Below are 19,468 nucleotides of genomic sequence, written 5' to 3' on the forward strand. Positions count from 1 at the left end.
ACTCGCGTTCGACGCGGTTGGGCCCACCGGTAAGTTCATGTCCAAATCACGTGCCGCATCGGCGGCGAGGTTTGCCCGTCACCTCGGGCACGGAAGGTTGAGGAACTAGTGCACAAGCGCAAGCTGATCGAGGTGGCTCTGCCGCTGGAGGCGATCAACAATGCCTCGGCGCGCGAGAAGGCGATTAGGCACGGGCACCCGTCTACGCTTCACCTGTGGTGGTCGCGAAAGCCTCTGGCAACCGCGCGTGCGGTGCTCTTCTCCCAACTCGTTGATGACCCGAGTAGTCATCCTGAGACCTTCCCCGATGAAGCGAGCCAACGCCAGGAGCGCGAGCGGCTCCATGCGCTCATTGAGCAGCTCGCCGCCTGGGACGCCAGCCCTCAAGTCTTGAGGCAGGCGTGCGCCGAGATCAAGGCTTCCTCGCCCGGCGGCGCCCCGGCAGTGATGGATCCGTTCGCTGGTGGGGGGTCGATCCCGTTGGAAGCGGCTCGACTTGGCCTCGTGGCGAAGGCGAGCGATCTCAATCCGGTTGCAACTCTGATCAACAAGGCACTCTTGGAGATCCCGCGAGGCTTCGATACCTCGCCCGTTCATCCGCGGGTTGTCGAATCTGTGATTGGACACTGGCCGGGATACTCCGGTCTGGCGGCTGACGTACTTGCCTATGGCGAGGACATAATCGGCGCTGTCCGTAGCCGACTGTCTGGCATGTACCCCGTCGTTGAAGGTCCGGACGGGTCGGCTGCAACGGTCATCGCTTGGCTCTGGGCAAGATCTGTGACATGCCCGAACCCCGCCTGTGGCATCGAGATGCCGATCGTCACCAAATGGTGGCTGGGAAAGAAGAAGGGAAAGGAAGCATTCGTAGTACCCGAGGTTGTTCCTGCCGACGCGAATGGTCCAAAGCGGGTTGAGTTCAGCATCAGCAGATCGCCGGGTGGCCCGCAGGTCGAGCCGACGTCGCTCGGCCGCAAGGGAGCGACGTGTCTGGCGTGCGGTACAAACGCGCCGCTTCCCTATATCAAAGGCGAAGGGCAGGCTGGCAGGCTTCGCGCACGCCTTCTCGCGGTCGCACTCGAGGGAAACAGACAGCGGCACTATCTCGCGGGAACTCGAGAGTGGGAGCGCGCGGCCGACGTGCGACCCCCAGACGCTGTTCCGGATGTCCCGCTCTCTACGCATTCGCAATACATGGGTGCGCCGCAGTACGGGATGTCAACCGTTTCTGATCTGTTCACTCCGCGTCAGCTTCACGTCATGACTGCGTTGGCCGAGGAAGTTGCTGCCGCATCGGATTCGGCGTTGGCGGCGGCCAAGGCCGCTGGTCGTGCGGATGCAGACGAATACGCGAGGGCGCTGCGGGTCTATCTTGGGATTGCCCTGAGTAGGTACGCGAACTACTGCAATTCACTCTGTAGATGGCGACCCGATCCCGGCAAGGAGCAGTCGGGTGACATGTTTTCGATGCAGGCGGTTCAGATCGTTTGGGACTATTCAGAGGCGTCGCCGTGGAGTAATTCGGCCGGGGGCTGGCTTCCTGCGCTCAAGTTCGTGGCCAAGGCAATCGAACGACTTCCCAGGGTGACAGCGGGCTCTGCGCAACAGGCAGATGCGGCCAAGATCGACTACTCCGGATCGGTAATCAGCACCGATCCGCCGTACTTCGACTACGTGCCGTACTCGGATCTTTCCGACTTCTTCTATGCATGGCTCCGTCTGACGATGCGAGAGGAATTTCCCGACCTGCTGGCGACGATCACTGCGCCCAAGCACGCTGAACTGGTGGCCGACCACGAGCGAAAGGGTGGCCGAGCGGAAGCGAGCCAGTTCTTCGAGGCTGGGTTTAGGGAAGTCTTTTCCGCGATGCGGAAGTCGTCTGATACTTCGTTCCCTGCGACCGTCTACTACGCCTTTCGCGAATCCTCGGGGGTGAAATCGGCGTCGAAGGGTTGGGAGACCATCCTTCAGAGCATTGTCGACACGGGCTGGTCAATCACAGCCACGTGGCCAATGCGTAGCGAGCTGAGCAATCGCAGCCGAAGCATTGACTCGAATGCCCTCGCGTCGTCGATTGTTCTCGCGCTCAGGCCGCGAGAGGAAGGCGCCGAGTCGACGGACCGCCGGGGCTTCATCGATGCTCTCGCTTCAGAACTGCCTGATGCGCTTCGACACCTACAGCATGGCCAGGTGGCCCCTGTCGACCTTCCACAGTCTTGTATTGGGCCAGGAATGTCGGTTTTCACGCGGTTCAGGATGGTGCTTGAGGACGACGGCTCCAGAATGACGGTTGGCAGTGCGCTTACGAGAATCAATGAAGTCCTCGACCAAGTCTTGAACGAGCAGGAAGGTGACTTCGATGCAACTTCTCGGTTCGCGATTGCTTGGTATCGGAGCCATGGCTATGGCGTCGGCGACTTTGGTGGCGCAGACAGTCTCGCCCGGGCACGCAACACGAGTGTCGACACGATGGACCGCGATGAGATCCTTACAAGCCGTGCTGGGAACGTTCAGCTGATCAAGCCGTCCGAACTGTCGTGGGATTACGACGTTCTCAAGGACCTGCACACCAGCAACTGGGAGGCTCTCCATCACCTGATCAAGGTGCTTGAGCGCGACGGAATCGCGCCGGCGGGTGACTTCCTACAGGCTGCTTTGGCCCGGCCCGATGGCGCTGTCGACGCCGATCTGGTGAAGGAACTTGCCCACCTGTTGTTCCGGATCGCGGAGGGTAACGGCTGGACGAAGGACGCACTCAGCTTCAACACCCTGGTCACCAGCTGGTCCGAAATCCAGGAAGTCGCACGCAGCGTGAAGAAGCCTGTCACTTCGCAGGGAGCTTTCGACTTCGACGAGGGTGACGACTGATGAAGGACCTCACTGCGGGCGAGTACGCGCTGCGCAAGATCTTCTCCAGTGACTACGAGTTCACGATCCCGGACTACCAGCGGCCATACGCATGGGGCAAGGAGCAGGCACTCCAACTGCTGGACGATCTGGAGGGCGCTCTCGCCCGTGATACCGACGAGCCTTATTTCCTGGGTTCGATCGTGCTGGTGAAGGCGGGATCAGACCCGCGTGCTGAGGTGATCGACGGTCAGCAGCGGCTTACGACCCTCAGCATTCTCTTCGCAGTACTTCGCGATCTGACGGAGAACCCGAAGCTTGCCACGGAGCTGGCAAAGGTGGTTGTCGAGCCCGGTGAGATTCTTGCCGGCACTCAGGCGAAGCCGCGACTGACGCTAAGGAAGCGTGACGCCAAGTTTTTCGCCGACCGAGTCCAGGCCGAAGGCACTACTGAGGACCTCATCGTGCTCGACGACGCTCACCTGAAGACGGACGCACAGAAGGCCATCCGCGACAACACCGCGTCCCTGCGTGACCGTCTCGTGGCCTGGCCCGACGACAAGCGGCAACGCCTCGCAGCCATGCTTGGCACCCGCACCTTCCTCGTCGTGGTGAGCACCCCTGACCTCAACAGCGCGCACCGCATCTTCAGCGTCATGAACGCGCGAGGACTCGACCTCACTCCGTCAGACATTTTCAAATCCAAGGTGATCGGCGACGTAAGTGATCAGGACGCCGCCGAGTACGCCGACAAGTGGGAGCAGGAGGAGGTCGACCTCGGACGCGACGCCTTCGCGAACCTCTTCGGCCACGTCCGCATGGTCTTCAAGAAGGAACGGGCAACCAAGGTTCTGCTCCAAGAGTTCGACGAGCAGGTCCTCAGCAAGTACCTGCCCGGCAAGGGGCGCGAGTTCGTCGATGACGTGCTCATCCCATACTCCGACGCCTACGAGCACCTACTGACCCAGAACTATCCCGACGACGTGAACTGGTCCCCGGTCAACAACTGGCTGCGCCGCCTAATGCAGGTCGACAACGACAACTGGCAGGCGCCTGCCCTTTGGGCGCTCAAGGAGCACGGAAACGACCCGGCCTACCTGTCGGAGTTCCTCGGTAAGCTCGAGCGCCTAGCAGCGAGCATGCTGCTGCGACGCGTGTACGCGACCCCGCGAGGCTCCAGGTATGGCGAACTCCTCAAGCAACTCGAGAAGGGCGACGGACTGTGCGCGGCAGCCTTCGACCTCACTCCCGAGGAAATGGCCGAGACGAAGGACCGACTGGCCGACCGCCTGTATCTGGTCGCGCCCGTGCGCAAGTACGTCCTCCTCCGGCTGGACGACCTGCTCGCCAAGCAGCCCGGCGTCAGCTACCAGCACAAGATGATCACCGTCGAGCACGTCCTTCCGCAGAACCCCAGGGACAGCAGTGTGTGGAAGCGGGACTTTACCGACGATGAGCGCCTGTACTGGACCCACCGACTCGGCAACCTGGTGTTGCTCAATCGTGCCAAGAACAGCGAGGCGCAGAACTACGACTTCGCCAAGAAGAAGGCGAACTACTTCACCAGCACCAACGGCAGCGCCGTCTTCGCGCTCACGACTCAGGTGCTCTTGCAGAACGAGTGGACCCCGGCTGTGATCGAGGCCCGCCAGGCGGACCTCCTGACTGTGCTTCACAAGGAATGGGAGCTGAACTGACATGGCCCTGAGCAACCGCGACCGTATCGACCGCATGTTCCAAGTGCTGGCGCCGGCACTCGATGACTTCATCTCAACCGTCGTCGGGCAAGGTGATCCGGCGCTCGGGGCCGTGTGGACCACGCTCGTTCAGGCCAAGGACAGCAAGAATGGGGCTCCGTCGACAAAGACATACGACGCGCTGGATCCGCAGGTGCAGTTCAGGATCCTGACCGAAGGCAACATCACCGGCGGATTCAGGAAGGGGTGGTATCCGTTCAATCAGGCCATCGGCCGTGCCGGTGAGACCTTTGCCAGCGAGCTGCGCGAAGTGCGCAACGAGTGGGCGCACAACGGCACGTTCACCGATGACGATGCCTACCGGGCCCTCGACACGGGCGAAAGACTCCTCAAGCTGATCGGTGCCGCGAAGGACGCCGATCGGGTCCGCGAGATCCGACACAACCTTCGTCGCGTCACCGCAGACAAGGACGACAAGAAGGTCCTCAAGGCTGCGGTTGACAACCCCGAGGCCACAGGCCTCCGGCCCTGGCGCGAGGTGCTCCAACCGCATGACGACGTCGCGACCGGCAACTTCCACGCCTCGGAGTTCGCGGCCGACCTCTACAAGGTCGCCACAGGCGGCGAGGTCGACGCCGACTACGCCGACCCCGTCGAGTTCTTCCGCCGCACCTACCTGACCGAGGGCCTCCGCGACCTCATTGGCCGTGCTGTGCGTCGTTTTGCCGGCGACGACAATGCCTCCCCGGTCATCAACCTGCAGACCAACTTCGGTGGCGGCAAGACTCACTCGATGCTGTCCCTGTGGCACGTCGCATCGGGTTTGCCCGTGGGTGAGTTCCCACAGGAGACTCAGGAACTTCTCACCGCCAGCGGATACTCGGCCACCAAGGTCAACCGCGTCGCGATCGTCGGTAACCACTTCAGCCCGTCCGGCGTCACGAAGGATGACGGCACCCACGTGAACACCATGTGGGGCGAGCTCGCGTGGCAGCTCGGTGGGCCGGAAGCCTACGCGATCGTGGCAAAGGCGGATCGAGACCGGACCCACCCAGGCGAGGCACTCCACACGCTGCTGGGCAAGTACGCGCCCGCCGTCATCCTCATTGACGAATGGGTTGCCTACGCGCGGTCACTGGTTGGTCGGGACGACCTTGCCGGCGGCACGTTCGAGGACCAGTTCACGTTCGCTCAGCTGCTCACCGAGGCCGCTAAGGGCACAAGTGGTGTCCTGCTCGCGATCTCGATTCCGGCATCGGAGACCGGGGATGCCAACGACAAGATCGTCGCGGGCAACGCGGAAGAGGTCGGTGGACAGAACGGACTGGAGGCACTCAAGCGCCTCCAGAACATCGTTCGCCGTCTCGCCGATCAGTGGCGCCCCGCCTCGTCCGACGAGGCCTATCACATCGTCAAGCAGCGGCTGTTCAAGCAGCCGGACGCCGCGGCGCTCGCCGCGATCGGTGCGACCGCCCGCGCGTACGTGGAGATGTACCGCAAGTTCTCCGACGAATTCCCACGCGAATCACGCGACGCCGCCTACGAGGACCGCATCAAGAAGACCTACCCGATCCACCCGGAGCTGTTCGACACCCTCTACGAGGAATGGTCGTCGCTCGAGCGGTTCCAGCGCACCCGCGGCGTCCTGCGCCTGATGAGCACCGTCATCCATGCCCTCTGGGTCGGAGAGGCTCAATCACCGCTGATCATGCCAGCGTCGATCCCGCTCGCCACTGCGAACGTGAACTCCGAGCTGACACAGTACCTTCAGGACTCCTGGAAGACGATCATCGACGCCGACGTCGACGGCTCGAACTCCGAGCCGGCTCGTATCGACAAGGACAAACCTCTGTTCGGCCAGCAGGCTTTGACGAAGCGACTTGCGCGCACGGTCTTCTTCGGTGCTGCTCCGACGATCGCACCCGGGTCGGTCCACAAGGGGATCGGCACCCAACGGGTCTTCCTCGGAACAGCCATTCCGGGCGACGTCCCCGGCAACTTCCACTCCGCGCTGACACAGCTCGGTGATCGTGCGACGTACTTCTACTCCGGCTCCGGTAAGTACTGGTACGACGTCCAGCCCAACATCACGCGCACGGCGAAGGACCAGGCGGAGCGTCTTCACAAGGAAGATGTGTGGGCCGAGATCGTCCGCCGTCTCCAGGACCAGGGCCGCAAGCGTGGCGACTTCGCCGGTGTCCACGTTTGCCCGGAGTCGAACGCGGACATCCCCGACACCGACGAGGCACGACTTGTCATCCTGCATCCGAAGGTCGCCCACAAGCGTGGTACGGAATCCGAGGCAAAGGAGTTCGCGCATAACGCCACTGAGCACCGTGGCAGCTCGAACCGGACACACCGCAACGCCATCGTCTACCTCGCAGCGGACGAGGCGCGACTCGAAGAACTCGACAGCGCAACCCGCGACTACCTCGGCTGGACGCACGTCCTCGCCAACGAGGCCGACCTCGATCTGACTCAGAACCAGAAGAACCAGGCGTCGCAGCGGGCTGCACAGGCTGACCAGACGGTCACCGCGCGTCTGCTGCAGAGCTTCACGTGGGCCTTGGTTCCCGCGCAGCCGGACCCGGGGGCGCCGTTCCTGATCAGGGAGACGAAGGTCGAGGGCCAGTCCGACGCTCTCGCCGACCGCGTCTCGCGGCGCCTGGGCAACGACGGCGACCTCTCGACGAGGCAGGCCGCGGCGACGATCAGACTCGCGATAGGCAAGATCCCGCAGATCTGGAAGGACGGCCACGTCACACTGGGCGCGTTGTGGGGGCTGTACTCGCAGTACCCCTACATGCCGCGCCTGCGCGACCGGACCGTTCTCGACGCCGGCATCCTCGACCTGCCGATGATCTGGCAGACCGACGCGTTCGCACTCGCGGCGGGATACGACGAGGCCGCCGGCCGGTACATCGGACTCTGGACGCCGGAGGACAAGGAGGGCGCGCCCGTCGCCAACGACTCGCTCCTTCTCGTCCGCCCCGACGTCGCGGAGAAGCAGCGCTCGACCGAACCCGGCCCCGAGCCGACACCGGTGCCTGGTCCCGAGCCGGTACCCGGCCCCGGCCCGGAGCCTGGCCCGGGACCGGCCCCGCAGCCCGGGCCCGGACCGAAGGTCGACATCGCTTGGCCGACGCGCTTTTACGGGGTGAAGACCCTCAACTCCGACAAGATCGCACTGGAGTTCAAGAACGTTGCGGACGAGGTGCTCGCGCACCTTCGTTCCGGTGAGAACACCAGCGTCACAGTGCGGATCGAGATCGAGGCGACCGACTCCGAGGGCTTCAACGAGAGCCGCGTTCGAACCGTCTCCGAGAATGCGCGGACCCTCAAGTTCGACCAGTCCGGATTCGAGGAAAGCTGAGCGATCGGGTCAGGACTGTCGGGTATGCCCTGGTGCCGCCAGCATGCAACTGCCACCGTGTGCAGGGAGTCGTACACCTAGATCCGAGGATCTAGGTGTACGTGCTCCGCGAAAGAACTGACACATCATCCTCAGAAGATAGCTGGCGCATGAGATTCGACGGTTCCGGCAACGTTCGGGTCGGATCTTCGTGCTGCAGCTAGGTCAGCTAATCTGCTGCGCAGGAATCGATCGATTGTTCGGGAGCAATGGGTAGCGACGAGCCACTGGCAGTTGGCGACGAGGTACGTGGCTGGGTCGATGCTGCTCGGGCGATGATCGATGCACGAGCACAGGTGATCGCCGCCGCCGACGAGGCGGCGACACAGCTGCAAAAGCGGGTGGTGTGGGCACCTCAAGTAAACCGCACGAGCTGGCACTTTCTCCCACTTCGTTCTGGTGACCGCGAGCCCATCAGGGCCGTCGCAGCCAAGACAACCCTTCCGCGAATCCCCGCCGACATTCAGAAGGAACTGGATCGGTTGGTTGCGGAAGTAGGCCAAGCCACTGACGACCTGCAGAAGGTGACTGGATTCGGCCGGCTTCTTCTGTTCGGCGGTACCAGGGACAAGGCCAACCGCGCCGCACGCTTTCTGCCCGGGTACCACAAATGGTTCCTCGCCAGCGGACTGCGCGACGAGATCGAGCGCGCAGCTCCTCGCGACGACCCTCGGGTGCGTACGCTCGGTATCTCTGACGCACTCGCTGACTGGGTGGGACTTGCGCAGGAGCTCCCTGAGCAGGGCAAGGGTGCGGCCATCGAAGCCGCGCGGTCATTTGTCGAACTGCCCAGCGCGGTGATCCTCATCCAGCGGGCGGCTGCTGACCAGGCGGAACGGCGTAGCGCAGCCCTGAACGCCGGCAACGCCGTGCGGAACAGCGAAACCGATCGGATGCTGGCCGAAATGCCTGTCGAGCGACTCCGCGAGGCGAGCCGAGACAGGATCCGCGTCGGTGTACTCACCGAGAACGACATCACCACCGTGCACGCCGTGCTGTGTAACGAGGACCGACTCGAGAAGCTCGAAGGAATTGGCGAGACCTCCGCCAACAGGATCCGCGCAGCAGCACGCACGTTGAGGCACAACACGTTCGAAGAGATGCCGATGCGCATCGACATCAAGAATCGCACAGCGGCGCACACCGAGTTTCTGCGTCGACTCCGCAGCTGGGATGCAGCACGTCGAGTCGCCGCGTCACCCGACGACCTTGCGCGTGCCGAGCAGTTGGCTCCGTTCGCCGCGGCGATAAGCGCGACCGTGACGCACACCCTCGTCATACCCACCTCATTGTCGACCGTTGAGGACTACCGTGACGCGGTCCGAACCGTCGTGACGACTGCCTCGGCGATCTCCGAAGCCCATGGCTCCGCCCAATCCGGCGACCCCTGGGACGACTTTCTCGCGCGCCCCGCCGACTACTTCGCGCTCTTGGCCGAACTCGGGTTCATCACCGAGGACGACGAGAAGACGCACGGCGACCTCCCCGCGGAAATCGTGGAGGCCGTACGCGAGTTCGACCTCAATGCAGATCACTTGCTGGCCTCTCTACGCGGGTATCAGAGCTTCGCGGCACGTTTCGCCTTGGTCCAGCGCAAAGTAATCATCGGCGACGAGATGGGCCTCGGTAAGACGGTCGAGGCGATCGCTGTACTGTCCCATCTGCGTGCGAAGGGTGAACACCATTTCCTAGTCATCTGTCCCGCGGCGGTGGTGACGAACTGGGTGCGCGAGGTCAGCGCCAAGTCGAACCTTGCCGCGCACCGGCTACACGGCCCAGATCGGAACTCGGCAGCCAAGCAGTGGGTGCGCAAGGGCGGCGTTGCCGTGACCACATTCGAAACCTTGCGGTGGCTGATCGAGAATGTCGAACAACCAGCATTGGGCTGCGTTGTCGTCGACGAGGCGCACTGCATCAAGAACCCCGACGCGCTCAGGACTCGGAGGACCGCCCAAATCCTGGATTCGTGTGAGCGGGCAATCCTTCTGACGGGAACTCCTCTCGAGAATCGACTGGACGAGTTCCGTAACCTCGTCGGCTATCTTCGACCAGACCTTGCCCTGGACGCGGACGAATTCTCGCCCAAGAAGTTTCGGCGCCAAGTGGCCCCCGCCTATCTGCGTCGCAACCAAGAAGATGTCCTCACAGAGCTCCCTGAGCTGGTCGAGGTCGACGAGTGGGTCACGATGTCGGATGAGGACTTCGCTGCCTACAGCTCCGCAGTGAACGACCGGAGCTTCATGGCGATGCGCCAGGCGGCGATGAAGCAAGGGATCAAGTCGGCCAAGATGCAACGCCTCGTTGAGCTTGTCGAGGAGGCAGAAGCCAACGGACGACGGGTCATCGTCTTCTCGCACTTCCTCGACATCCTTCGGGATGTGTCCCGACACGTACCAGGGCAGGTTTTCGGTCCGCTCACCGGATCGGTCGCCGCAAGTCAACGCCAGGTGATGGTCGACGAGTTCTCCGCCGCCAACCAAGGTGCCGTTCTCGTTGCCCAGATCGTCGCCGGCGGTGTCGGCTTGAACATCCAGGCCGCCTCCGTCGTGGTGATCTGCGAGCCCCAGCTCAAACCCACCACAGAATGGCAGGCCATCGCCCGCGCACACCGGATGGGACAGCTGGAATCCGTTCAGGTGCACAGGCTTCTGTCAGACGAGGGAGTCGATCAACGCGTCCGAGAGATTCTGGCCCGCAAGAAGGACCTGTTCGAGAGCTTCGCTCGGGAGAGTGAAACAGCGGCGAGCGCGCCGGAGGCATATGACGTGACCGAGGCAGAACTAGCACGCGACATCATTGCCGCAGAGCGCCAGCGGCTCTTCGGGCAAGGCGTGCCAGCGGCGTCGGCACAGCAACCGGTAACACCAGCTGATGGCGTGCAGGACAATTCGAGTCCTGCGCGTGGCTCGGCCGCGCCGGCTGCACAGAGACCCGTAGCTACTGGCCTCACCACGCACTCGCCCACTGCCCCAAGCGTGACGCCCAAGCGGCAACCCGAGGCGACCGTCCAACCGACAGACGATCAGTTCACCAAGCCACCGCGCCGTGTGGTTGCTCGCGGCAAGGCACTGGCGCCGGCAAACACCGCGGCGCAGACCCCAAATACTGAGTCCACGGACTTGATGCCGTACTCCGTATTTCTTCAAGCGTTGTCGCCGATCTCCAAGACAACCTCCGACAGGATCGTCGACAACGTCGTCTCGATCGTGTCCGTGGAAGGCCCGGTGACGGGATGGCGAATTCACCAGGTCTACAGAGAATGTGCATCGGGCCGCGAGCCCATCGACGAATTCTCGCGACTCCTCAACCGCGCTATCTCGGCTGCCAAGCGAAGTGGGCGGATCGTTTCCGAGAATCCGTTGGGGCGATCCGGTAACAAGCCAATTACATTCCGGCTTCCCGCGCAATCCTCGGCGATCGCTCGCGAGCTTGGCCCCCGGACGATCGACGTCGTTCCGCCCAACGAGGTCGTACAGTACTGCCAGATGGCGTCGGCGGGGGAGACGTCGATCTCCGAGGGCGCGCTGATCGACCGTGTAGGCAGGTTGTTCCAGAACCGGCTGCCGCCCGCCGATCTGCGGCGTGCTGTCCGCGCAGCGAACCGAATCCGCACGCCATGAGGCATGAGAGCTGAAACCGAGGCCTCGGGTCTGCTGCACGATTGGCGACAGGCAGGGCCACGCATGCTGCTCGTATCGGGCGTGATGTGGCGGCGCCGATCAGAATTCGTCCTAAGATCGCGTGGGTGCCGGTACAGCCGCCGTCACCTCATCGAGTGACAGCCGAGGGGCTCGTAGCCCAACGAGCCTGTCGGTGACGATTCGTACTATCCGCGGCATATCGAAAAACGGGGGACGCGTCCGACTTCAGGTCGGCGTGATGGCAATGAGGAAATCGATCGGATCCACGTCCCGATCGGATCCACGTCCCGATCCTCCACGGAATCGTAGAGACGACACTGTCGCCCAGGCGAACGCCCGGTACCGCGAACACGACATCGAATCCGCGGACGCGTTGATATCCGCGTGGACGGAGTGACGGTGTCGATCGATACCCATGTGGACGGCAGTCCCGAGAGCATCCGTCGTGTCGCCTTCTGGCTCCGTGACATTCTTGCGATCGCGATATCAACGGCTGCGGACGAGTTGTACCGGTCCGTAACACCGCCCGAGCGGGGTGGGAGGGAACGGCCGGAGATGGCTTTGCGGCGCGGGCACAATCATCGGCCGCGAAGTCCGAGGACCTGAAAGCTGCTGTGGTCCTGCACGCAGGACCTTCGACGACGCGGCGGCCCAACTGCAGTTGGTCCACGACCGGATGCGCGAGATTCGGGATATAGCCTCGGCGGCTGGGCTCCGCGTGTCCGGGGAAGTTATCGAAGGACCCGACCGGGTGCCGGCCGACCCCGAAACCTATGCCAGCCTTGTGGCCGCGTACCAGGCCGCTCAGCAAGATGCCGACGCCACGCACGAGCTCTGGACGTTCACCCTGCAGACCCTGGCCAACGTCTGGTCGGACGTGACCGGCAAGTGGTTCTTTCTGTCAGCGGATCTCGTCAACGGTGCCGCCGGCTATCTGGCAGCGCGGCATGTCTTTGCCCTCGGCGAGCAATCCAAGTTCCTTGCCTCCCAGGCAGAGAAGTACCTCGAACTCGCGCGGACCGCTCCTGCTGGAACTCCGGTGTCGGTGATCTACCGCGATGTTGACCTGTCCCGCGCGATGAGTGCCGGTGCAGACGATGCCGCAGCCGCAGCGGCCAAGTCGGAGTCAAGCGCGGGCAGAATCGGTCTCAAGGTCGGAGGTGCTCTCAGCGCGGCGGGCGTCGCGTACGACATCTACAACGGTAAACCTGTCGAACAGGCGATAGTTTCGGGGGCCGGAGGGTTCGGGGCGTCGCTCGCGGCCGGTGCCGCGACCGGAGCGTTGATCGGATCCGCTGTGCCGGGACTGGGGACGGCGGTGGGAGCGGTCGTCGGTGTGGGCGCAGGACTGTTCACGTCGGGGGCGATCGATTCCCTCTACCAGAACGGCGGTGACGTCAGCGACGCGATTGGTGCGGGCGTGGACGCCATCGGAGACGCCGGCGCGGCAGTCGGCGGGCTGGCGAAGGGGCGTGGAATGCGATCTTCTGATCAGCTGCAACAACCAGTGGAGTGGCCGATCGTCACGTTCGCCCTGCGAGAGAAGCTGGCGATCGGCCTCCTCACGGCGGTAGGTTGTGTAGCAGTGCTCGTGGGCGTCGTCGGCGGCATCGAAGGCCACCCGTCAGTCTTTCGATACGGCCTGGCTTATGGCGGGCTGGTCTTCCTCGTCGCGGTTTTCGGGGTACTGCTCAGACGCTCGGGTAGCCGGGGAGCCATTCGCACAGTCTCCACCGAGTCGAGTCACCGAGCCGCCACCGAGGTCAGACAGTCCGGACACCTGTGGGCAGTGCTGGTCGCCATGGCGGTGTGTTGCGGCGGTTCTCACCGCCGGACCGGCCGTCGAGATCTACCTCGGCGTGCCGACGTCCGGAGTCCCGGGCGCAACGGTGGTTTTCGGTGTGCTCGGAGCGTCGTTCGGGTCCTTCCTCGTCCTGGTCGCGTTGCGACGCATTCGCTCCGGCGTGGTGCTGCTCACCCCCGACGGGATCCGTCACCGGGGCTGGAGCTTCGACTCCTACCTGCCGTGGGAATCGGTGGCAGGTGCCAAGCCCGCGTACAACGGGCATCGGATGATTCTGCTGATCGGGTTCGCGAACGCGCACTGGACTCGCCGATACACCACACCGATCTGGCGAATCGACAAACTACCGCCGGTTCCGATGATCGTGCTCGACTGCCGCAAGTTCGCGATGGACGACGTGCTGTTGCTGCACTTCGTGAGCTTCTACGCGCACAATCCCGCGAGCCGAGCCAAACTCGGGACCGACGCGGCGCGAGCGCGATTCGAGGCGCGCGACTTCGCGTGACGTTCGATCAGGCCGACAATGCTCCAAGATCGAAGATCGGGGCAGTCCCAGCGGCGCGGTGCGCGCCGAAGCCGGGACCGCCCCTGAGCAGTGCTCCTAGGCCAGCCGCACGTTGTCGAAGTAGTCCGAGTGGCCAGCCACCTTGGCGGAGACATCCCGGTCCTTGATGTTCGGGTACTTGCATTCGAAGCCGCGTAGGCCGACCGCGACACTTCCGGCCTGCGCCGCGGCGTACATGTACTTCAGGATTCCGTCGTTGGTCGAGTAGTAGTTGTTCACCGTTCCTGTGACCGCCTCGCTGAGCGGTCGCCAGTCGGCCTTCTTGCCCTCTGCGGCGCCCAGGAGGTGGACTGCCTCGATCTTCGGGGCGTCCTTGCTGGTCCCCATGGTCTCGGCGGCCGTGATCATCGCGCGGGCGCCGAGGCTGTGGCCGACGAGGATGTAGCTCTCCACCTTGGTGCGAGCCAGGATTCCGGCGAGTGCGACGCCGGTTCGGTCCGCTCGGACCACCGCGGTGTGCCAGGGGTTCTTCACGAGGTCGGTGACCAACAGCGCGGGGGCGATCGGCGCGAGCTTCTTCGCGGCCAACTTGCCTGCCCGCGCCGCCGCGCCGCTCACGAAGGCCATCGCCTGCTTCGTACCCCCGTTCTTTACGGCCAAGGCCGCAAGTGAGCCGAGTTCCTTACTGCCCCAGTGCAGCCGGTAGATCGGTGAGTCCGGGTACCGTTCCTCGACCATCTGCATGGCCGACTTCCAGTTCGGGTCCTTCTCCGTGGTGAATCCTCGCGCGACGATGACAGGTGTGCCGGATCCGTCGCGGAACTTCTCGATGGCGAACGACTTGTCCTCACTGACATAACCGTTGGTGATGCTGGCTCCGAGCGCGCCTCCCAACGCGGCTCCGGCCGCGGCGACCACATAGGTACCGCCGACCATGCCTAGCCCGCCGGCAGCCACCGAACCGCCACCGAGCAGGGCCAGCCCATAGCTGGCGGCGGCAGCGCCTGTGTAGCCGCCGACCAGGGTGCCGATAGCGCCGCCGACCGCCGGTGCGGCCATCAGACCACCCGTGCCGACGACGCCGGCGGCGAGCACGCCGGCCATCGCGTACTTGGAACCGCGGCTCAGGTTGCTCTTGTCGAACACCCAGAGTTTCTCGTAGTCGTCGACCGTCTCAATCTTGTCTGCTGCTCGCTCGAAGCTGGGAAGCTCATGGCGGTGCTCCGCACAGAACCGCGGGATACGCACTGCGCCGGAACCACGAGTCGCCATGTTGCTGCACTGAGGCGCGGCGCAGGCGAGCGTTGGTGAACCGCATGTGACACACAGATTCGCGGGCACGCTGAGTCGCCCCATCTTGACCTTGCGGTGATCGGTGTGCGCGTAGCAGGCCGAGCACCATCCAGACCGAGTGGAGTCCTCGAGCTGGTCGATCAGCTCCGCGATCTCTTCCGCGGCATCCGCGTGAGCGTCGGCCTGCTTACGATGGCTTTCCTTCTTCTTCTCATTCTTGAAGCGGCGAAAGAGTTTCTCGTTCTTCGCATAGGCCCACGCGTTGTGAATCAGCGCCGGGTTCGCAGTCATCGGCTCGTCGCCTTCGACTGTCGGTTCGACAGCGGTGATGGTCCCGCTAAGTCGTAGCCGCAGGCCGAATGGAGAGCGCACCTCGCACTCCATGCCGTCGTGAGAGATCGGCTTGAACGACACTGCCTTCGATGGCACTGCAATACCCCCGTCAGATTGGTACTTGTTTCACACTTGGCGTGAAGCTGGACCGTGCATCCACGTCAGCCGGGCTCAGTTATACAGCCAGACCCGGACAAACGGTGTCACTATGCGGTCTATTGGTTTCGGCCACCACGGAGAACGTTTGTTAGTCCGTGTGACGTCGGATCAGGAGAACACTGCACCCGGATACAGGCGTCCGGACGGATCCAGTGCGTTTTTGACCCGCCGGTTCAGTTGCATGACGTCCTCGCCCAGCTGACCGGGCGGCCGGTCCCGCTCGCGCCGACCCGCTACGTGCTCGCCGGAGCGTTTGCCGCCCAAGGCAATTGCGAGATCCGTGACGCGGTGGAACACGATGAGGGCGAGTTCGGTCATGTCCGGGTCGGTGGGATCGAAGGCGATAGGGGATGTTGCCGTCGCCGGCGTGCGCGACGGTGCAGACGAGGGCGTCGCGGTCCTCGGCGATCGCCTCCATCCCGGAGGTGGGCGCGGGCAGAGCCTGCATCGGCACGCCGACGTCCGGTGAGGAGCGGGCTGCCGATCGCCTGCACAGCCGGGAGTACGGATCGTCGTGCGGCGATGAAGGCCTTGTCGTTCGCCCTAGGCCCGGCCGAATGCCGAGTTAGCGCATATATGCGCTAATGTCTGTCGACGAACTGAGGAGGAGTGATGATCGATTTCCTGAACTCGACGGCATTCACCGCATTCGGTGCGCCGACGAGTTGGGCGGAGGTGCTGGGCTTCGTGACCGGAGCCTGGTGCGTGTGGTTGGTGGGCCGCCAATCGATATGGAACTGGCCGATCGGCATCGCCAACAACCTGGTGTGGATCCTGTTGTTCGCTACCGCAGGGCTTTTCGCGGACTCGGGGTTGCAGGTGGTCTACATCGCACTCGCCGTGTGGGGGTGGCGCAACTGGGTGCAAGGACGCGCCGGGGACACGTTGCCGGTCACCGGGACGACCGGGACCGAATGGGTGTGGCTCGCTGCTACGGGAATCGCCGGAACCGCCGCGCTGACACTGTTCCTCGACACTGCGACGTCGTCGACGGTCCCGTTCTGGGACGCCGTCACCACAGTCCTGTCGCTGCTCGCGACGTGGGGTCAGGCGACCAAACGGTGGGAGTCGTGGCTGCTGTGGATCGCCGCCGACCTGATCTACATCCCGCTGTACCTGCACAAGGGGCTGACGCTCACGGCTCTGCTCTATGCCGGGTTCCTGCTGCTGTGCGTTCGCGGCCTACTCGCCTGGCGTCGGAGTCGCGCAACCGAAACCGTGCTGGCGGTGGCGCCGTGACCTCGCCGTACCGGCACGCCCTGGTGATCGGTAAGTTCTATCCGCCGCACCACGGACACCACCACCTGGTCCGGTCGGCCGCACGGATCGCGGATCGCGTGACGGTGGTGGTGATGGCGTCGGCGGCGGAGTCGATCCCACTTGCCGACCGGGTGTCCTGGATGCGACAGACCCACACCGGAGACGCGACGGTGCGGGTCACCGGGATCGCCTGCGACGCGCCGATGGACCTCGAATCGACCACGGTGTGGGCGGCGCAGGTCGCCTGCATGCGCGCCGCTGTCCGTCAGGTCGACACGACCCCGATCGACGCGGTGGTCTCGAGCGAGAAGTACGGCGACGAGCTGGCGCAGTGGTTCGGGGCCACCCACGTGTGCGTCGACCCCGACCGGATCGCGCACCCCGTATCGGGGACCGCGTGCCGCGCCGACCTCGCCGGTAACTGGGACTTACTGGACGAGCCTGCGCGTGCCGGTCTGGCAACTCGCGTCGTCGTGGTCGGTTCAGAGTCGACCGGGACCACGAGCGTCAGTCGCGCACTGGCGCAGCGCTACCGGGACCGCGGCGGCGTGTGGGCGCGGACCGGCTGGGTGCCCGAGTACGGGCGTCAGGCGACCCTGGACAAGCTGGACCGACTGTGGGCGCTGCGTCCCGACGCGGCGGTGGAGGAACTGGAATGGACCGGTGACGACTTCGCGGACATCGCGAGGGAACAGACACGGACGGAGGAGAGCGCTGCGCGGGCCGGTTCGCCGGTGCTGATCTGCGACACCGACGCCTTCGCCACCACGGTCTGGGAGCGGCGTTACCTCGGAACAGGCAGCGGTCGCGCCTGGGCGGGGGTGGCCGACCGGCCAGCGATCTACCTGCTCACCGATCACGTCGGCGCGCCGTTCGTGCAGGACGGCATCCGCGACGGCGAGCACATCCGGGCCGAGATGACGCGGTGGTTCGAGGACGCGCTGACCGCGACCGGGCGATCGTGGGTGCTGCTCACCGGAGCGCTGTCCGAGCGGGTGGATCTCGCGGAGCGGGTGGCCGATCTGGCCCTGGCGCAGTGCTCGTCGTTCGGGGCGCCGCTGTAAACCACTTTCAGGGCAGCACAGCACCCGGATTGAGGATCCCCAGCGGATCGAGCGCGTTCTTGACCCGCCGGTTCAGCTCCATGACGTCCGCGCCGAGCTGCCCCGGCAGCCAGTCCCGCTTGAGTCGTCCGACCCCGTGCTCCCCGGAGATGGTGCCGCCCAGCGCGACTGCGAGGTCCATGACGCGGCTGAACGCGACGCGGGCGCGGTCGGTCATGTCGGGGTCGGTGGGGTCGAAGACAATCAGCGGGTGGGTGTTGCCGTCGCCGGCGTGGGCGACAGTGCAGATCAGGACGTCGCAGTCCTCCGCGATCGCCTCGACGCCGGTAATAAGTGTGGGCAGTTGCTGCATGGGCACGCCGACGTCCTCGAGCAGCAGGCTGCCCATCGCCTGCACGGCGGGGAACACAGACCGTCGTGCGGCAGTGAAGGCGTCGCCCTCGGCGACGTCGTCGGTCGCGAACACCTCGGTGGCGCCGTTCTTTTCGCACGCCGCGACGATGGTCGCGATCTCCTGCGCCCCGGCGGCGCCGGGCGCGTCGGACTGGGCGAGCAGCAGCGCGCGGGCGTTGCGGTCCAGGCCCATGCGGACCGCGTCCTCGACGGCGTTGATGCTCGCGTGGTCCATGAACTCGAGCATCGCCGGGCGCATGTCCCGGGTGATCGCCAGGACGGCGTCGGCGGCCGACTCGACGGACTCGAACGACGCGACCACCGTCGACGCCGGCGGCTGCGCCGGGATCAGCCGCAGCGTCAGCTCGGTGATGATGCCGAGCGTGCCCTCGCTGCCGACGAACAGCTTGGTCAGCGACAGCCCGGCGACATCCTTGAGCAACGGACCGCCGAGGCGGACGGCGGTGCCATCGGCCAGGACCACCTGCATGCCGAGCACATAGTCGGTGGTGACCCCGTACTTGACGCAGCACAGCCCGCCCGCGTTGGTGGCGGCGTTGCCGCCGATCGAGCAGATCTCGTACGACGACGGATCCGGCGGGTACCACAGCCCGTGCTCGGCGGCCGCCCGCTTCACCTCGGCGTTGAGCAGGCCGGGCTGGGTGACCGCGACCCGGGTGACGGGGTCGACGGTGATCTCCCGCATCCGCTCGGTGCTCAGCACGATCCCGCCGTCGACTGCGCTCGACCCGCCCGACAGCCCGGAGCCCGCGCCGCGCGGCACCACCGCGACGCGGTGTTCGGCCGCCCACCGCACGGCCGCTCGCACGTCCTCGGTGCAGGTCGCGCGGACCACCGCGATCGGAGTGCCGGCGTTGGGGTCGGCGGCCCAGTCCTGGCGGTAGCCGGCGGTCATGCCCGGATCGGTCAGCACGGCGCCGTCGGGCAGCGCGCCGATGAGTTGATCGAGAACAGCCGGATCCACCGTCGTCATGCGTCCATCATGCCCCCGCGTGCCGGAATTGCGACCGAAGGTAACGACCGGGCGATACCGTCGGAG

11 protein-coding genes are annotated in these 19,468 nt (G+C 64.7%); 7 read left to right on the plus strand and 4 right to left on the minus strand.

The window, feature by feature from the left end; all coding sequences use genetic code 11:
• Positions 1-108: 108 nt before the first annotated feature.
• The 4 genes from C7H75_RS09230 (at position 109) to C7H75_RS09245 (ending at position 11,576) form a co-directional block, all read left to right on the plus strand.
• Positions 109-2,868 (plus strand): DUF1156 domain-containing protein, encoded by a 2,760-nt coding sequence (locus C7H75_RS09230; protein ID WP_106851262.1) that lies wholly within the window; start codon positions 109-111, stop codon positions 2,866-2,868.
• Positions 2,868-4,544 carry a DUF262 domain-containing protein gene (locus tag C7H75_RS09235; RefSeq protein ID WP_106851263.1) on the plus strand — a complete coding sequence of 559 codons (1,677 nt, stop codon included), beginning with the start codon at positions 2,868-2,870 and terminating at the stop codon, positions 4,542-4,544. The genes C7H75_RS09230 and C7H75_RS09235 overlap by 1 nt, the downstream gene beginning before the upstream one ends.
• 1 nt (position 4,545) lies before the next feature.
• The gene (locus C7H75_RS09240) at positions 4,546-7,917 is read left to right on the plus strand and encodes a Swt1 family HEPN domain-containing protein (RefSeq protein ID WP_106851264.1); all 3,372 of its coding nucleotides are present in this window, start codon (positions 4,546-4,548) and stop codon (positions 7,915-7,917) included.
• A 248-nt stretch (positions 7,918-8,165) separates the two neighbouring features.
• The gene (locus C7H75_RS09245; RefSeq protein ID WP_106851265.1) at positions 8,166-11,576 is read left to right on the plus strand and encodes a DEAD/DEAH box helicase; all 3,411 of its coding nucleotides are present in this window, start codon (positions 8,166-8,168) and stop codon (positions 11,574-11,576) included.
• A 1,147-nt stretch (positions 11,577-12,723) separates the two neighbouring features.
• Here C7H75_RS09245 and C7H75_RS26205 read toward each other — a convergent pair.
• Entirely contained in the window at positions 12,724-13,218 is a 495-nt protein-coding gene (locus tag C7H75_RS26205; RefSeq protein ID WP_233281889.1) for a hypothetical protein, read from the minus strand.
• Between the two features lie 238 nt (positions 13,219-13,456).
• On the opposite strand from C7H75_RS26205, the gene C7H75_RS26210 reads away from it, so the two are divergent.
• Positions 13,457-13,906, plus strand: a complete 450-nt coding sequence (locus tag C7H75_RS26210) for a hypothetical protein (protein WP_233281890.1) — start codon at positions 13,457-13,459, stop codon at positions 13,904-13,906.
• Positions 13,907-14,002: 96 nt separating this feature from the next.
• Here C7H75_RS26210 and C7H75_RS09260 read toward each other — a convergent pair whose 3' ends face one another.
• Positions 14,003-15,613 (minus strand): DUF726 domain-containing protein, encoded by a 1,611-nt coding sequence (locus C7H75_RS09260; RefSeq protein ID WP_262510144.1) that lies wholly within the window; start codon positions 15,611-15,613, stop codon positions 14,003-14,005.
• Positions 15,614-15,799: 186 nt separating this feature from the next.
• Positions 15,800-16,009: an FAD-linked oxidase C-terminal domain-containing protein gene (locus C7H75_RS26325; protein ID WP_262510145.1), complete on the minus strand. Its 210-nt coding sequence runs from the start codon at positions 16,007-16,009 to the stop codon at positions 15,800-15,802.
• Positions 16,010-16,303: 294 nt separating this feature from the next.
• Between C7H75_RS26325 and pnuC the strand changes: the two genes are divergently transcribed.
• Positions 16,304-16,930, plus strand: coding sequence for a nicotinamide riboside transporter PnuC (pnuC, locus tag C7H75_RS09270; RefSeq protein WP_175280028.1), 627 nt, complete (start codon positions 16,304-16,306; stop codon positions 16,928-16,930).
• On the plus strand, positions 16,927-18,015 hold the full coding sequence (locus tag C7H75_RS09275; RefSeq protein WP_106851268.1) for an AAA family ATPase: 1,089 nt from the start codon (positions 16,927-16,929) through the stop codon (positions 18,013-18,015). The genes pnuC and C7H75_RS09275 overlap by 4 nt, the downstream gene beginning before the upstream one ends.
• 7 nt (positions 18,016-18,022) lie before the next feature.
• Here C7H75_RS09275 and C7H75_RS09280 read toward each other — a convergent pair whose 3' ends face one another.
• On the minus strand, positions 18,023-19,402 hold the full coding sequence (locus tag C7H75_RS09280) for an FAD-binding oxidoreductase (RefSeq protein WP_106851269.1): 1,380 nt from the start codon (positions 19,400-19,402) through the stop codon (positions 18,023-18,025).
• Between the last annotated feature and the right edge of the window lie 66 nt (positions 19,403-19,468).

The organism is Rhodococcus (subgen. Prescottella) equi (assembly GCF_003013675.1).
GTDB classification, from domain to species: domain Bacteria; phylum Actinomycetota; class Actinomycetes; order Mycobacteriales; family Mycobacteriaceae; genus Prescottella; species Prescottella equi.

Excerpts from the sequence above, each read along its gene's own strand:
- C7H75_RS09245 (WP_106851265.1), top strand. The coding sequence starts at position 8,166 with ATGGGTAGCGACGAGCCACTGGCAGTTGGCGACGAGGTACGTGGCTGG.
- C7H75_RS09240 (WP_106851264.1), top strand. The coding sequence starts at position 4,546 with ATGGCCCTGAGCAACCGCGACCGTATCGACCGCATGTTCCAAGTGCTG.
- C7H75_RS09280 (WP_106851269.1), bottom strand. The coding sequence starts at position 19,402 with ATGACGACGGTGGATCCGGCTGTTCTCGATCAACTCATCGGCGCGCTG.
- C7H75_RS26325 (WP_262510145.1), bottom strand. The coding sequence starts at position 16,009 with ATGACCGAACTCGCCCTCATCGTGTTCCACCGCGTCACGGATCTCGCA.
- pnuC (WP_175280028.1), top strand. The coding sequence starts at position 16,304 with ATGATCGATTTCCTGAACTCGACGGCATTCACCGCATTCGGTGCGCCG.
- C7H75_RS09235 (WP_106851263.1), top strand. The coding sequence starts at position 2,868 with ATGAAGGACCTCACTGCGGGCGAGTACGCGCTGCGCAAGATCTTCTCC.